At 68.0% G+C, this 14,137-nt stretch carries 13 protein-coding genes, 1 pseudogene and 1 riboswitch; of the genes and pseudogenes, 6 read left to right on the top strand and 8 right to left on the bottom strand.

What is annotated here, in order from left to right; translation table 11 throughout:
- Positions 1 to 23: 23 nt before the first annotated feature.
- Genes AC0KTM_RS24545 through AC0KTM_RS24555 form a run of 3 tightly spaced genes read right to left on the bottom strand, consistent with a single transcriptional unit; the run spans position 24 to position 4,037 of the window.
- On the bottom strand, positions 24 to 356 hold the full coding sequence (locus AC0KTM_RS24545) for a hypothetical protein (protein ID WP_238957213.1): 333 nt from the start codon (positions 354 to 356) through the stop codon (positions 24 to 26).
- A 1-nt stretch (position 357) separates the two neighbouring features.
- Entirely contained in the window at positions 358 to 2,685 is a 2,328-nt protein-coding gene (locus tag AC0KTM_RS24550; protein ID WP_238957425.1) for a CaiB/BaiF CoA-transferase family protein, read from the bottom strand.
- Positions 2,686 to 2,687: 2 nt separating this feature from the next.
- A complete protein-coding gene (locus AC0KTM_RS24555; protein ID WP_238957214.1) occupies positions 2,688 to 4,037 on the bottom strand; it encodes an amidohydrolase family protein in 1,350 nt (449 codons plus the stop codon).
- A 292-nt stretch (positions 4,038 to 4,329) separates the two neighbouring features.
- On the opposite strand from AC0KTM_RS24555, the gene AC0KTM_RS24560 reads away from it, so the two are divergent.
- The gene (locus AC0KTM_RS24560; protein ID WP_238957215.1) at positions 4,330 to 5,307 is read left to right on the top strand and encodes a LacI family DNA-binding transcriptional regulator; all 978 of its coding nucleotides are present in this window, start codon (positions 4,330 to 4,332) and stop codon (positions 5,305 to 5,307) included.
- 3 nt (positions 5,308 to 5,310) lie between these two features.
- On the opposite strand, the gene AC0KTM_RS24565 is transcribed toward AC0KTM_RS24560, so the two are convergent.
- From AC0KTM_RS24565 to AC0KTM_RS24575, 3 genes are read right to left on the bottom strand one after another with little or no spacing between them, the layout of a single operon-like run.
- On the bottom strand, positions 5,311 to 5,724 hold the full coding sequence (locus AC0KTM_RS24565; RefSeq protein WP_238957216.1) for a Zn-ribbon domain-containing OB-fold protein: 414 nt from the start codon (positions 5,722 to 5,724) through the stop codon (positions 5,311 to 5,313).
- A 6-nt stretch (positions 5,725 to 5,730) separates the two neighbouring features.
- Positions 5,731 to 6,939: a thiolase family protein gene (locus tag AC0KTM_RS24570; RefSeq protein WP_238957217.1), complete on the bottom strand. Its 1,209-nt coding sequence runs from the start codon at positions 6,937 to 6,939 to the stop codon at positions 5,731 to 5,733.
- A gap of 8 nt (positions 6,940 to 6,947) precedes the next feature.
- Complete coding sequence (locus AC0KTM_RS24575; protein WP_472416926.1) at positions 6,948 to 9,173, bottom strand: acyl-CoA dehydrogenase; 2,226 nt, start codon at positions 9,171 to 9,173, stop codon at positions 6,948 to 6,950.
- A gap of 157 nt (positions 9,174 to 9,330) precedes the next feature.
- Here AC0KTM_RS24575 and AC0KTM_RS24580 point away from each other — a divergent pair, with 157 nt between their 5' ends.
- Both AC0KTM_RS24580 and AC0KTM_RS24585 read left to right on the top strand, forming a co-directional pair.
- On the top strand, positions 9,331 to 9,927 hold the full coding sequence (locus AC0KTM_RS24580; protein WP_225327955.1) for a TetR/AcrR family transcriptional regulator: 597 nt from the start codon (positions 9,331 to 9,333) through the stop codon (positions 9,925 to 9,927).
- 2 nt (positions 9,928 to 9,929) lie between these two features.
- Positions 9,930 to 10,052 (top strand): annotated as a pseudogene (locus tag AC0KTM_RS24585) (sulfotransferase family protein); the annotation flags it as partial.
- On the opposite strand, the gene AC0KTM_RS24590 reads toward AC0KTM_RS24585, so the two are convergent.
- Entirely contained in the window at positions 10,004 to 10,585 is a 582-nt protein-coding gene (locus AC0KTM_RS24590) for an MFS transporter (protein ID WP_308011549.1), read from the bottom strand. The pseudogene AC0KTM_RS24585 and the gene AC0KTM_RS24590 sit on opposite strands and share 49 nt — an antisense overlap.
- Positions 10,569 to 10,649: riboswitch (Fluoride riboswitch) on the bottom strand. (Overlaps the previous gene by 17 nt.)
- Positions 10,650 to 10,904: 255 nt before the next feature.
- On the opposite strand from AC0KTM_RS24590, the gene AC0KTM_RS24595 reads away from it, so the two are divergent.
- A complete protein-coding gene (locus AC0KTM_RS24595; protein ID WP_472416928.1) occupies positions 10,905 to 11,984 on the top strand; it encodes a DUF190 domain-containing protein in 1,080 nt (359 codons plus the stop codon).
- A gap of 22 nt (positions 11,985 to 12,006) precedes the next feature.
- Here the strand turns inward: AC0KTM_RS24595 and AC0KTM_RS24600 are convergent, their stop codons facing one another.
- The gene (locus AC0KTM_RS24600) at positions 12,007 to 12,900 is read right to left on the bottom strand and encodes a fructose bisphosphate aldolase (RefSeq protein ID WP_225327958.1); all 894 of its coding nucleotides are present in this window, start codon (positions 12,898 to 12,900) and stop codon (positions 12,007 to 12,009) included.
- A gap of 347 nt (positions 12,901 to 13,247) precedes the next feature.
- On the opposite strand from AC0KTM_RS24600, the gene AC0KTM_RS24605 reads away from it, so the two are divergent.
- Together AC0KTM_RS24605 and AC0KTM_RS24610 are read left to right on the top strand one after the other, a co-directional pair.
- Positions 13,248 to 13,625, top strand: a complete 378-nt coding sequence (locus tag AC0KTM_RS24605; protein WP_225327959.1) for an STAS domain-containing protein — start codon at positions 13,248 to 13,250, stop codon at positions 13,623 to 13,625.
- Between the two features lie 33 nt (positions 13,626 to 13,658).
- Positions 13,659 to 14,129 carry an ATP-binding protein gene (locus AC0KTM_RS24610; protein ID WP_225327991.1) on the top strand — a complete coding sequence of 157 codons (471 nt, stop codon included), beginning with the start codon at positions 13,659 to 13,661 and terminating at the stop codon, positions 14,127 to 14,129.
- Positions 14,130 to 14,137: the final 8 nt, after the last annotated feature.

Genomic DNA, 14,137 nt, shown 5'->3' on the forward strand with positions numbered 1-14,137 from the left:
TGTCCCATTCCTTTTACCGCCGTTCAGTTTTCGTCCGCGACGACGCCCAAGTAGGTGCCCCTGACCTCGTATCGTCTCCCGTCGCGGGTGATGGTGCCGATCGTCGTCGCGGGTCCGGCGGTGCGCCCGGTGCCAGCCACGTCCACGACGTCGATCCGCACGTCCACCGGTCGCGCCGTCTGCGGGTCGGTGATCTCGACGACCATCGCCACCGCGTGTTCGTCCTCGTCCCACTCGACGCTGGTGATGCGATGGCGGGCGGTCAGCTCCATCACCACGGAGTCCTGGCGCACCAAGAAGCGCACCGGCGCGCACAGCTCCCCGGCGCGGGGCGGCACGCACAGGCTGACCGCCATCTCACAGGCCCGCCGGCCGGTCGCTGATGGTCCCCGAGCGCCGCAAGTCGGCCAGGTCCTCTTCGCCGCGTCCGAGGATGTCGGTGAGCACCTCGTCGGTGTGCTGGCCGTAGAGCGGCGCTGCTCGCCGGATCCAGCGCCTCGGCCGGTCCAGGAACGCGAAAGGCATTCCGGTGCACAGGAAAGAGCCCGCGACGGGATGGTCGACCGTCTCCCAGAAGCCGCGTGCGTGCAGGTGCGGATCGGTGAGCAGCGCCGCGGCCGGGGTGACGCGCGCGGCGGCCACCCCGGCGGCGCGCAGCGCGTCGACCGCTTGGGTCACCGAGCGCGTCGCGGCCCAGGCGGAGATCAGTTTGTCGATGTCGTCGGCCCGCTCGTCCCAGCCGGTGAGCTCCGGCTGGTTGAGGAGGCCGGCCAGTGACGCGCGCGCGGCGTCGTCCATCGCGGCGAGCGCGACCCAGTCGTCGTCGCCGCGGCAGCGGTACACGCCCTGGGGGGCCGCGCCGGGTCCACGGTTTCCGTTGCGCCGCAAGGAGATCCCGTTGCGGGAATATTCGACCAGCATTTCGGCGGCCACGTTGAGCGCGGCCTCGACCATGGTCGATTCGACCTGCATGCCGGCGCCCTCGCGGTCGCGGATCGCCAGTGCGGCCACGGCGGCGAAGGCGGCGTGTAGGCCGGCGATCGGGTCGCACACACCGCGCGGGATCACCGGTGGGCCGTCGGCGTGGCCGGTCATCCACGCCATGCCGGTGGCCTGCTCCATCGTCTGCGCGAAGCCGACACGATCGCGCCACGGGCCATCGAGGCCGAAGGCGGGCATCCGCACCATGATGGCGTGCGGGTTGGCCGCGCGGACCGCGTCCCATTCCAGGCCGAAGTTCGCCATCACGCGGGGCGAGAAGTTCTCGATGACGAGATCGCTGGCGGCGATGAGGTCCAGCGCGACGGAACGCCCGGCGTCCGTGCCCAGATCGACGCTGATCCCGCGCTTGTTGTTGTTGCTGCACAGGAAGACTGGGCCCCACTCCCACCATTGCTCCCAGTCGGGCGGGCGGCCCGCGGAAAACCGCATGCCGTCGGGCCGCCGGACGCCCTCGATCTTGATCACGTCGGCGCCCAGGGCTCCTAGCAGTTGCGTGGCGACCGGGCCCGCCCAGAACGCGGTGAAGTCGGTGATGCGCACGTCGGACAGCGGCAGGGCGTCGGGGACGGTGCCGCGGGGCGGCTCGGGTCTCGGAGGCCAGTGCAGCCTTGCGTTGTCGGCACCGAGCGCCGGTGGCTGCCCGGGTGGCCTGGTCGCCATCGCCTCGCTGCGATACGGCACCCGCGGCGCCAGCACCCCGTCCCGCGATTCGACGAACACTTCGCGTTCCACGAAGTGGTCCACTTTGGGCAGCATCTCGGGAGACGCGATGGGGGCCACCGGAATCCGGAACGCCACGGCGAGGTCGACGATCTCCTGGGTGGTGCGGCTGCGCGTCCATGCGGTGACCATGCCCAGGAACTCGTCGCGCCGCTCGACCCGTCCGGCAAACGATGCCAGCTCGGCGTCGTCGACGAGATCTGCGCGGTCGATCATCACCAGGAAATCTTGGAACTGCTGCGCGGTGATGGTGCAGAAGCCGACCATGCCATCGGCGGTGGGCACGATCGACGGCAGTTCCAGACTGCGTTCGTGCAGCAGCGAATCGGCGCCCAGCACGCTGGCCGACATCGCGGACAGGCCACCCATGGCGATCACCATGGCTTCGTACGTCGAGACGTCGATGACCTGGCCGCGGCCGCTGCGTGCGGCGTGCCGGGCCGTGGCCGCACCCGCCGCCGCGGCGAACGTGCCCGCCAGCCATTCGCCGAGCCGGCCGCCGGCCTGTACCGGCTCGTCGCCCGGCCAGCCTCGTCCGGCGATCGATCCGCATAACGCCTGCAGGATGAATTCGTTGGCCACCACGTGGTCGTCGACGTAGGGACCATCGGTGCCGAACGGTGTCACGGCCACCACCACCGCCGACGCGGCGGTGTGCGCGGTGATGCCGTCGAGGGTCCAGCCGTCGGTCAGGTCGGTGAGCACGATGTCGGCGCCGGCCAGCAGCGACGTGACCTCGGCCTGGCCGTGATTGACCACCGACTTCTTGCCGGCGGCCAGATATCCGAACAGCGCCCCGGACGGCCTGCCCGCCGACCAGCGGCGCAGCGAATCACCCTGTGGGGATTCAATTTTCACCACCTCGGCGCCGGCGTCGGCGAACATCTTGCCGCAGTAGGACACCGCCAGACCGTTGCACAGCTCCAGCACGCGCCAATCCGCAAACGGCGCCGCACCCGCCACGTTCAATTACCCAGGGTGGTGGCGCGCCCGGCGATGCCGACCACCTCCGCCGTCACGGGCGCGGTGGCTCCGGCCTGCAGGGCGAACTGGGTCATCCGGGTCCACGCGTCCCGGTCGCGTTGGCTGGCCCGGCGGCCGACGTGGGTGACCACGTCGACATCGGTGGCCTGCGCGCGCAGCCCGCCGGCCCGCGCCTGCTCTTTCGGGATGTGCCGGAACGGGTCGAATGAGTATGCGGCCATGGCGTTTTCGTGGGTGATCTTGTCGATGACCCGGTCGTCGAGGTGGCCCATGGTGGCGATGACGTCCTCGGGTGCGAACGGCCAGTTGCTGTCGGAGTGTGGGAAGTCGGACTCCCAGCACAGCATGTCCTCGTTGAACCAACCCATGTTCTGTACGCCCACCTTGTCGCTGATGAAGCAGGTGTAGAAGTGCCGCTTGAACACATCGGTGGGACCACTGTAGCCGGGCGGGAACGTCGCCAGCGTCCACCCCGAATGGCGGTTGTACACGTGCTCGGCGCGCCAGAGAAAGTAGGGTATCCAGCCCACGTCGCCCTCGGTGAGCGAGAACTTCAATTGCGGGAAGTCCGCCCAGAATTCGGCCCAGATCAGTTCGGTGAAGGTGAACATGCTCATCATCGACGACGCCGTCATCTGCACGCTGGGCGGCGCGTCCGTCGACACCTGCGGAGAGCGTGAGGCGGAGCCGACGTGAGTGCACAGCACGGTCTTGTTCTCGCACGCGGCCTCGAAAAGCGGATACCAGTACTTGGTGTGAATGCTGGGCATCTGCAACGCCTCCGGATTCTCCGAGAACGTCACCGCGTGACAACCCTTGTCGGCCAGGCGTTTGACTTCCTTGGCGGCCTCGGCCACATCGAATAGCGGCAGGATGCCGCACGGGATGAACCGGCCCGGATAAGCCCCGCACCATTCGTCGACGTGCCAGTCGTTGTAGGCCTTGATCATCACCAGATTCACCTCGCGGTCGGGACCCTGGTTGAGGACCTGGCCGGAGAATCCGGTGAAATTCGGAAAGTTCAACCCTGCCAGCTGGCCGCCGGCGTTCATGTCGCGGATCCGCTCGTCGACGTTGAAGCAGCCGGGCCGCATCTCGTCGTAGCGCGAGGCGTCGATGTTGTACATCTCGCGGGGCTTGCCGGCCACGGCGTTCAGGCCCATGTTTCGGCCGCGGACCTCGCCGTAGTACCACTGCTGGATGCCGTCGGGTTCCAGGACCACCCGCGGGGCGCGGTCCTTGTACTTGGCGGGAACGTGCGCGTCGAACATGTCGGCCGGCTCGGCGATGTGATCGTCCACGCTGATCAGGATCAGATCGTCCTTGTCCATGCCGCGCTCCTCGGTCGACTTATAGCGACTAGTAGATAATGGTGTTCGTCACAGTGTCAACCGCCCGCGACGCGCTTGACGGGGTGGGCCCCGCCAGCGGCTTTCACTGCATGGCAACGGCGCACGCGCGCCGACGTGCGTCCCGTCCAGGCCCCGGGCGCTCGGCTCAACGCGTCCGAAGACCATGGACTAATAGTCCACACAAAGCAGCGCCACCGCACGGCATCCTGCGGTGCCGACGGGTGTCGCATGCCACCATGGGGCATGACCGGGCGCGGAAGGTAAACGGAAGTTGAGCACCAACAAGGCGGCGCGTCCGACCACCGCGGACGTGGCCCGGTTGGCCAGCGTGTCGACCGCCACGGTCAGCTATGTGCTGAACAACGCGCAGGGCCGCCGGATCTCCCCCGAAACCCGCGACGCCGTCTACCGCGCGGCCAAACTGCTGGGTTATCGGCCCAACCTCGCCGCCCGCAATCTCGCGCGCGGCAAAAGCGGTGTGGTGCTCTACGTGGTGCCGCACGTGGCGGTGGGCGAGATGCCGATGCAGGCCGGCAGCCGCATGACCACAGCACTGGCACGCCAAGGGTTGCTGCAGGTACAGATTTTCGAGACCGACGACGACCATCATGTCGTCGATGCGATCGCAAACCTGGACCCCGTCGCGATCACCAGCCTGTTTCCGCTGAGTCCGGCCGCCCGCGAGGCGGTGGCCCAGGCCGGCATCCCGCACATCGAGATCGGGACCCTGCCCGCACTCAACAACCCGCACCTTTCGGTCGGCGAGATGCGCGTCGCGCACCTCATCGAGCGGGGCCATCGGCGAATCGCCTTCGCCTACACCGGGATCGACCGATGGAAACCATTGGGCGACTACTGGTTCGAAGGGGTTTCGCGGGCCGCGCAGGCGCGCGGCCTCCCGCCCGTGCGAGTCGACCATGTCACCCTCGACAACGCCGCCGACGTCGTCACCGGATGGGTGGGCGACGGCGTAACCGCCGTCTGCGCCCAAAGCGACGAGATAGCTTGCCTCGTGCTCTACGGCATCCACCAAGCGCGGCTGCGCTGTCCCAGCGACCTCGCGGTGATGGGCGTCGACGCCAGCCCCATGGGCATGGTCAGCACCCCGCCGCTGACCACCGTTCAATTCGATCCCTGCGCGGTAGCCGACGCCGCGCTTGCCGCCGTCTTCGATCGGCTGGGGCAACCCGCCCCGCCCTCCCCCGAGCTGACTGACATCGCCCACCTCGTGGTGCGGGCGTCGACCTGAGCGTCAGTCGGCCGGCGCGTAACGCAGCAGCGTGACGTCGTGTTCCGGGTAGTCGCAAAACACCGGTTTCACCCGCATCCCCACCCGGAGGTCGGCCGGGTCCACGTTGACCATCTCAGTGGAAAACCTTGGCCCCTCGTCCCATTCGACGATGGCGAGCAGCTGCGGCACGGCATCGGCGAAGTGCGGGCTGACCGGCCGGTGGGCCACGGTGTAGGAGTACAGCGTCCCCATCCCGGAGATCTCGCGCCATTCCAGGTCGTCGGCCAGGGTGCGCGGCGCGCGCACCCGCGGATAGAACACATACGCCTGCAGCGACGGCGAATACTGGATGACGATGCGGTGCTGCGCGAGCGCGTCCCAAAACGGCGCGCTGGTCGGGGTTTTGACGGGCATCGGCCGCTCGAAGCTGGTCATGGGTGATCAGTCCCCCTCGAGGATGAGCGTGGTCTGCTCTGACAGGATCCCGCCGTTGCCGGACACGAAGGCGCGGTGGCAGTCGGCGACCTGCGCCGCCCCGGCGCGGCCCATGATCTGGCGGGTGGCGTCGCAGACGTGATGCATGCCGCCGGCCAAACCCGCCTGGCCGAAGCCCAATTGGCCGCCGGCGGTATTGAGCGGGAAGTCGCCGCGGAAGGTGAGGTCGTGGCCGGCGACGAATTCCATCCCCTTGCCCTTCTCGCAGAAACCGGCATCCTCGAGCGAGAGCAGCACGGTGATGGTGTAGCAGTCGTAGATCGAGACCATGTCCATCTGGTCCCGGGTCAGGCCCGTCATGGCGAACGCCGTGTCGGCGGCGGCGGCGATCGGGGTATGCAGCAGGTCCTCGGCGTAGGTCGGCGTCTTGAACGGCACGTGTTCGCCAAATCCCTTGATCCACACCGGTCGATTGCGTGAGCGCTTGGCGAGGTCCGCGTTGGCGACCACGACGGCGGCGCCCCCCACGCACGGCATGACGATCTCCAGCATGTGCAGCGGGTCGGCGATGACCGGGCTGGCCAGGACGTCATCGACGGTCAGCGGCTTGTCCTTCCAGATCGCGCCTTCGGTGTGGTTGGCGTTGGTGCGCTGGTCGACGACGATCTTGGCCATCGCCCGCTCGTCGTAGCCATAGACCGCCGCATAGCGTTGGGCCACCTGGCCATACGGGCCGTTCTGGCCGAGGTTTCCGTACGGGATCTCGAATTCGGCCTGGGGAGAGCCGTATTGGTTGCTCGACGACCCGAAATACAATGCGTCGCCGAGCGATCTGGGTTTCATCGGTGACATCGGGGTGATGTACCGGGCGGGCAGCGCGCACAGCACCGCGTCGCAGATGCCGAGCTCGACGGCGGCGGCGGCCCGCCACACCATGGCCGCGGCGCTGGCGCCGCCCAGGTCCACGTGTTCGGCGAACCTCGCTCCCACCCCGAGGTATTCGGCGATGGTGGAGGGGACGAAGATCTCCGACTCGGCCAGGTGTGACGCCACGATGCCGTCGACGACGTCGAAAGGCAGCCCCGCATCGGCGAGTGCGGCGGCGCCGAGTTCCGCCCATTGTTCGATGACGAAGGGGGCGGGTGACGCCTTGGTCATGCGTTCGGATGGAAGTTCGACGTACCCGACGATCGCGGCCTCGCCACGTAATCCCATGAGCTGTCCTACTTTCGGGGTAGTCCGAGGATCATTTGGGCGATGATGTTGAGCTGAATCTCCCTGGTCCCCCCGCCGATGAGCTCGGCCGGCAGATGCAGATACGGTTCCACGACCGCGCTGTCGGCGTCGTCGACCATCGCGACCTGCCCGGTGAGCTGCAGCGTGGCCTGGAAGGTGCGCCGCAGCAGCACATTCATCGCGACCTTGGCGATGCTGGACGCCGGGCCGGACGCCTGCCCGTCGAGTAGCCGAATGGTTTCCCGCACCCCGAGCGCCCTGATCGCGTTGGTGTAGGCGTCGAGCTCGCCGAGCGCACGCAACGCGTCGTCGCGGTCGGGACCGGGTTGCGCGGCGAGCCGGCGCAGTGCGACGGCGCGGTCGAACTTGACGTATCCGCCGATGGCCGAACGCTCTTCGGCCATCGTGGCGATCGCCAGGTTCCAGCCGTCGGTCGGGCCACCCAGCAGCATCTCGTCCGGAACAAAGACGTCATTGAGGAACACCTCGTTGAAGTGTGCCTGCCCGGTCGCCGTCTTGATCGGCTGGATCTCCACCCCGGGGGAGCGCATGTCGAGGATGAAGTAGCCGATCCCGCGGTGCTTGCTGGCTTCGGGGTCGGTGCGCGCGAGTAGCGCACCCAGGTCGGCGTATTGGGCCAACGACGTCCAGATCTTGTGGCCGTTGATCCGCCAGCCGCCATCGACCTTGGTCGCGCGGGTGGCCAGCGACGCGAGGTCGGAGCCGGCTCCCGGCTCGCTGAACAGCTGGCACCACAGGATGTCGCCGCGCTGCGTCGCCGGGATGAGCCGCTCCTGCAGGTCTTTTGGCGCGGCGGCCAACACCGAGGGCAGGATCCATTCGGCGATGTTCAGCGAGGGCCGAACAAGCGCGGGCCGCTTGGCGAACTCCTCGTCGATGATCAGCTGTTTCAACGGATCCGCATCGACCCCCCACGGCGCCGGCCAGTGCGGCGCCATGAGGCCGGCGTCGGCGATCAACGTGCGTTGCGGCCCGGTGGCGAGGTGCTCATAATCGCCGTGCGGTGCGGGCTTATCGTTGCGCAACTGCAGGGCCGCATCGAGCTTCTCGGCCACCCAGGATCGGAATTCGGGTTCCGCGCCACCGAGATTCACCGACATGTCGCGCGTCTGGGTGCAGGTGAGCTCCCCGAGCCGGCGCGCCCAGCGATTCGCCGGACCGATCGATCCCGCCAAGCTGATGGCCCGCCGCCAGTACAGGTGCACGTCGTGTTCCCAGGTGAAGCCGATGGCGCCGAGCATCGTCAACGCGTCGAGCACCAGATCCGGGGCCGGCGAGATGGCGATCACGGCCGCGCCGGCGGCGGCCATCCGGTGCTGGTCGAGTGCTTCGTCGACGGCGCGCACCGCGTCCCAGGCCGCCGCGGTGGCCAACTCGCTGTTGACCAACAGCATTGCCGCACTGTGCTGTAACGCCTGGAAGGTACCGATCACCTTGCCGAATTGTTCGCGGCTGCGCAGGTGGGCGGTAGCGGCCTGCACACACCACTGGACGATGCCGGCCGTCACGCTGGCGACGAATCCCACGAGCACGCAGCGTGCGCGCTCGGGGTCGATGCCGGTGAGCATCTCGGCTTCCGTCGCGGTGTAGTCGTCGAGGCGCACGATCCCTGCATCGCCGACCAGGTCCGTGCCCGAGACGGGTTCGACTGTCACCGTGGGCTTTTGGGTGTCGACCGGCACCCAGACGACGTCGCCGTCCCGGGTCCGCGCGCCGACGAGGATGATCCGCGCCGCGCACACGCCCGTGGTGACCTCCGACGCGCCGCCGAGAACCCACCGCCCGTCCTCGGCCCGCGCGTGCAGGTCGCCGTCACCCGGAAGCACCACGGCGGCGGTGACCCCGGCCGCAAGGTCACGCACCAGTGATTGCGCGCCCGGTGTCGGATCGGCGAGCAACGCGACCGCACCGGCGGCCACCGTCGGCAGCAGCGGACCGGGCAACAGCGACTTACCCGCCGACTCCAGCACGCATGCGGCGTCGATCAGCCGTCCGCCCTGGCCGCCGAGGTCCTCCGGGAGGTGCACGGCATGAAACCCGTTGGCGACCAGCGCATCCCACCATGCGGGGAGGCGGCCCGCCGCGAGCTCATCGAAGCTGTCGCGCGTCGCGGCGATGGGCGCATTCCGGGCGGCGAACTGCTCGACGGCGTCGCAAAGGTCCTGTTGTTCCGGGCTCAGTCCCAGGGTCATGAGGGCGGCCGCAAAGTGACTGACGTTGGCCGCACTGACTGCTACCCTTCCGGCTCCTATTGCGAGTCTGACAAGACGGACCGTCTCGTCTTGTGGCAGACTACCGGGGGTAGTCAGGATATGTAAAGCTGGCCTGCGCAGCAGTGAGGACCACCAGATGCCAAGCGATCTCACCGAGGTGGGCACGCCGGCGAACTCGCCCCGGCGTCGCAGCGAGAAGTCCCGCACGGCGATCGTCACCGCCACGCGCGAACTGCTCCTCGAGCGCGGGTTCGACGGTCTGACCATCGAGGCGGTCGCCGCCCGCGCCGGCGTGGGCAAGCAGACGATCTACCGCTGGTGGCCCACCCGTCCCGCGCTGGTCGCCGACGTCATGCTGGAAGACGCCGACAGGCTGCTCGCGTCGGTCAGCCACAGCGGCGATCTGGCGGCCGATCTCGTGGCGTGGGTCGGCAAGCTGTTCACCAGCCTGACGACACCGCGGGGCTCGGCCATGCTGCGCACCCTGACCGTCGCCTGCATGGAACACGAGGACACCGCCGTCAAACTGCGCGCGGGATTCAGTGCGCCGCTGCACGATAGCGTGCGGGCCCGGTTGCTCGCCGACGGCATCGACGAGGCGACCGCCGAATCGGCCGCGGACGCCATCGTCGGCGGCGTGGTGTATCCGATCCTGTCGGGCGCGCAGCCCTACTCCCGGCGGCGGGCGGAACGGACCACCCGGCTCATCGTGGAAGCACTCATCGGCGGCTGACGGAGCCGCGGCCCGGCACCGAGCAGAAGATGCGCGAATTCCTCGCCTCCCATCCCTCCGACGGCGGGCACAGCCGCTACAGCTGGTCGGACACCGGGCCCAGGTTGTCACCCGCGCGCTCCAGGCCGAACGCTCGGCCGTGGGCCGAGGTCGGCGTGAGGGATGCCAGCAACGCGTCGCGCGAGGGTGACCGCAACCCACGCGACGCCCATGCCAGCGCACGCAACACTCCCGCCTGCCACACCATGGCCGCGAGCCCGATGGCGCCCGTGGCAAGGGCGGTGCCGAGGTAGCCACCGGATGCGGTGCGTGCGCGCTTACGCGGATCGTTGGCCAACGGCCCGCCCACGAGCTGCATCACGCCGACCAGCGCGTCGCTGAAGCCGTCGATGATGCCCAGGGCCGCCGCGGAGCCGTGCAACGTGCTGGTCAGGAAGGTCGGCAGCAGCGCGGTCGTGATTTCGTGGCCGGAGTCGGAGAAGAAGCTCGTCGCGCCGACGGCGCCGACGCCCGGCGTCAACCAGCGTTCGTCGGCGCTCGCGCGGGTCATTGGAGCTTGCGGCCGGAGAAATCGACGTGCGGGCCTGCCTCGCTGCGGGCGAGCCGGTTGTCGACACCGCTGATGGGCATGGCTCCACTTTCGATCGGTAGGAGCCATCAACCCGTGTGGGCGGTTCGGATGCTGAACGTCATCCCGGCGGAGATCCATCGCCGCGACGCCCAGCGTAGCCTCCGGTGCCCAGTTAGAACGACTCAACCGCGCGAATCCCACATCCCGCTCGCCGAAACGCCCGAAACATCAGAGGCATAACGGTTCTCCTGAATCCCGATCACCCAGGAACCGTTCGCGAGTCCCACCGCGGTTGTCGATTGCGTCCCCGCTCCGGGGCGTAGTATCTGGGCAATGATGGGACCGGGCGATGTCCCCGTCGATGGCGACATGAAAGCTCTTGTGTACCAATACTTGAGGTGCGGCGGTGGATGACGACTGCCTGAAGCTCACCACCTATCTCGCGGAGCGCCGGCGGACCGGCGATGGTTTTGTCTCCGACGTGCTGCTCGGTCTCTACGAGCAGCACCGCATTGCTACTAGCGTGGTGCTGCGCGGAATCAGCGGCTTCGGCACCATGCGCCACTTTCGCACAGATCAGTCGTTGACGCTGTCCGAAGATCCGCCCGTCGTGATCGTCGCGGTCGACACCAGAACGAAGATGGAGCCCCTGCTCGACCCCGTGCTGACGATCAAACAACGCGGCCTCGTCACCTTGGAGCGTGCGCGGCTCCTGCAAGACGACATCGGTTCCCCGCAACTACCCGATGACCCGGGCGACGCCGTCAAATTGACGATCTATGTTGGCCGCAAGCAACGCGTCAACGGGGCGCCGGCCTACATCGCGCTCTGCGATTTGATGCATCGGCGCGGCCTCGCCGGCGCCGCGGTGCTGTTGGGCGTGGACGGTGTCGCGCACGGAGAACGCCAGCGCGCCAACTTCTTTGGCCGCAACGCTGACGTTCCGATGATGATCCTCGTCGTCGGCTCCGGCGAGCGCATCGGCCGGGTGTTGCCGGAACTCGCCGGGCTGCTGCGCACGCCCATATTCACCCTGGAACGCGTCCGCGTCTGCAAGCGCGACGGCGAACTCCTGGAACGGCCGCACGCCCTGCCCGGGGTCGACGAACACGGCCTGCCGCTGTGGCAGAAGTTGACGATCTACACCTCCGAATCGGCGCACCACGGCGGCGTGCCGATTCACCGGGCCATCGTGCAGCGGCTGCGCCAGGCCAAAACCGCGGACGGCGCCACCGTCCTGCGCGGTGTGTGGGGTTTTCACGGCGATCACCCGCCCCATGGAGACAAGCTGTTCTCGCTGACTCGCCGGGTGCCCGTGGTCACCATCGTGATCGACACCCCGGCCAGCATCGCCGAATCCTTCGACGTCATCGACGAATTGACCAGTCGCGAGGGCTTGGTCACCAGCGAGATGGTGCCCGCGCTGGTGTCCGACGAAGGCGACAGCGGGCAGGGCCCGCCGCGCATGGCCCGGCACCGCTACTAGCGGGTCGCCGCCATCGGGATAGTCAGCCCGCGATCGAGGCGTCGTAGATCGACTGGATCGCCTTGTCCAGCGTGGTGTTGAACTGCTCGTCGGACTGGTCGACGGAGAGCCCCTCGGTGAGCGCGCGGCTGAAGCTGGCGATCAGGCCGGTGTTCTTGGCCAGCAGCTCGTTGGCCTCCTCGCGCGAGTAGCCACCGGAGAGCGCGACCACCCGCATCACCTTCGGGTGTTCGATCAGCGGACGGTAGTAGTTGGCCTCGGTGGGCAGGCTCAGCTTGAGCATCACGCGCTGCCCGTCGGGCACGCCGGCGAGCTGCTTGGTGATCTCGTCGCGCAGGATGCTCTCGGCCTCGGCCTTGTCCGAGATCGAGATGGTGACCTCGGGCTCGATGATCGGCACCAGCCCGTGCGAGAGAACCTGGCGGGCGACCTCGAATTGCTGGGCGACCACGGCGGCGATGCCCTCGGCATTGGCGCCGCCGATCACCGACCGTTCCTTGGTGCCGAACACGCCCTTGCCCACGGCCCGCTCCAGCAGTTCGTCGAGCCCCGGCATCGGCTTCATCAGCTGGACGTCGTCGGCCGCGTCCGCGAGCCCCTTGTCGATCTTGAGGATCGGCACCACACCCTTGGTCTCCCACAGGTAGGTGGTCGACGGCTTGCCCTCGATCTCGCGGTCCATGGTCTGTTCGAACAGGATCGCCGCCAGCACCCGCTCACCGGTGAACGACGGGGCGGTGATGATCCGCGAACGCATCTCGTGGATGAGGTCGAACATCTCCTTGTCGGAGGAGTACGCGCTGTCCTGGATGCCGTACAGGCGCAGCGCCTTGGGCGTCGAGCCGCCGCTCTGGTCGAGCGCCGCGATGAACCCCTTGCCCGACGTCATCCGGTCCGCTTGCTGCTGGTTCGACATTGAACTCTTCACTCCCTCGTAATGGGCGCACCCGGCCGGGGAGGCCGCCGCGCTCAAGCCTGAATCGTGCCGATCATATTCGGCCAGCCCCAACCGGAGCAGACAGGCCGTCGCGGACCGCCCGCGCGGCGGGAATCGTGCAGCATTTTGAGGCGGGATCGCCGCGTGTCCTACCATTGACCAAACACTTGTAGCTGTATCTGCACTTAGCAGCGCAGATCGACGGGGTGGATCTCCCCCGTGGGCAAGCGTGTTCCCGAGGGGTTGAATCAGCAGCCCCCGGATTTGGCAGTGGCTGTACGAGAGCTAGCGGTGTCCCGCACGGGACCGAATGTGAGTGATGGACCATGGGCGAACAATCCGGCGATGTCGTCGATCCAACCGCTTTTGAAGTGGGCAAACACCAGGTAGATCAGGCGGTCGTGCTCACCGTCTCGGGCGAAGTGGACATGCTGAGCGCCCCACACCTGGCCGACGCCATCCAGACCGCGCTGGCCACCAAACCCGCGGCGCTCATCGTCGATCTGTCCAAGGTCGGTTTCCTGGCCTCGGCGGGAATGACCGTGCTGGTGACCGCGAAAGCAGAGGTCGAACCGCCGACGAAGTTCGCGGTCGTCGCCAACGGCTCGGCCACGAGCAGGCCGATCAAGCTGATGGGGATTGACAGCGTGCTCGCGCTGTACAGCAGCCTCGACGGCGCGCTGAGCGGTCTCGCCGGGGAATGAGCCTCGACTAGCGTGCGGACACACCTGGGGACGATGGGTCGCTCTGATCAGCCTCATCACGCGTCGAACGTCGATGACCGCACCCTGTTCGTGCGCACGCGCGTGGCGGCCGACGCGCGCAGCGCCGCCCGGGCCCGCGCCGAGTTCGCAGCGTGGCTGAGCCGGTATTTCACGCTGTGTGACGACCGCTTCAGCGATCTGCTCCTGGCGGTGAACGAAGCGATCGCCAATGCTGCGGAGTTCGCTTACGTCGACGCGACGCAGCGCGGGACGGTCGACATCAGAGCGGCCTACGACGGCGCCGCCGACACCCTCGCCATGACCGTCGATGATCGCGGCCGGTGGCGGCAGAAGATGCCGGCGCAGCGCCACCGGCAGATGCGTGGCCGCGGCATCCCGTTGATGGAGGCGCTCGCCGACGAAGCGGCCATCGACCGCACTCCGCAGGGCACCCGCGTCACCTTGACCTGGGCCAACCTGACCCGGTCCGCCTGCAACGCCTGAACGCCCGC

This window comes from Mycobacterium sp. NTMscope_Eco_3 (genome assembly GCF_976985685.1).

Coding starts and splice junctions, on each gene's coding strand:
- AC0KTM_RS24575 (WP_472416926.1), bottom strand. CDS start 9,173: ATGACCCTGGGACTGAGCCCGGAACAACAGGACCTTTGCGACGCCGTC.
- AC0KTM_RS24580 (WP_225327955.1), top strand. CDS start 9,331: ATGCCAAGCGATCTCACCGAGGTGGGCACGCCGGCGAACTCGCCCCGG.
- AC0KTM_RS24610 (WP_225327991.1), top strand. CDS start 13,659: ATGGGTCGCTCTGATCAGCCTCATCACGCGTCGAACGTCGATGACCGC.
- AC0KTM_RS24565 (WP_238957216.1), bottom strand. CDS start 5,724: ATGACCAGCTTCGAGCGGCCGATGCCCGTCAAAACCCCGACCAGCGCG.
- AC0KTM_RS24555 (WP_238957214.1), bottom strand. CDS start 4,037: ATGGACAAGGACGATCTGATCCTGATCAGCGTGGACGATCACATCGCC.
- AC0KTM_RS24600 (WP_225327958.1), bottom strand. CDS start 12,900: ATGTCGAACCAGCAGCAAGCGGACCGGATGACGTCGGGCAAGGGGTTC.
- AC0KTM_RS24570 (WP_238957217.1), bottom strand. CDS start 6,939: ATGGGATTACGTGGCGAGGCCGCGATCGTCGGGTACGTCGAACTTCCA.
- AC0KTM_RS24605 (WP_225327959.1), top strand. CDS start 13,248: ATGGGCGAACAATCCGGCGATGTCGTCGATCCAACCGCTTTTGAAGTG.
- AC0KTM_RS24545 (WP_238957213.1), bottom strand. CDS start 356: ATGGCGGTCAGCCTGTGCGTGCCGCCCCGCGCCGGGGAGCTGTGCGCG.
- AC0KTM_RS24590 (WP_308011549.1), bottom strand. CDS start 10,585: ATGGCTCCTACCGATCGAAAGTGGAGCCATGCCCATCAGCGGTGTCGA.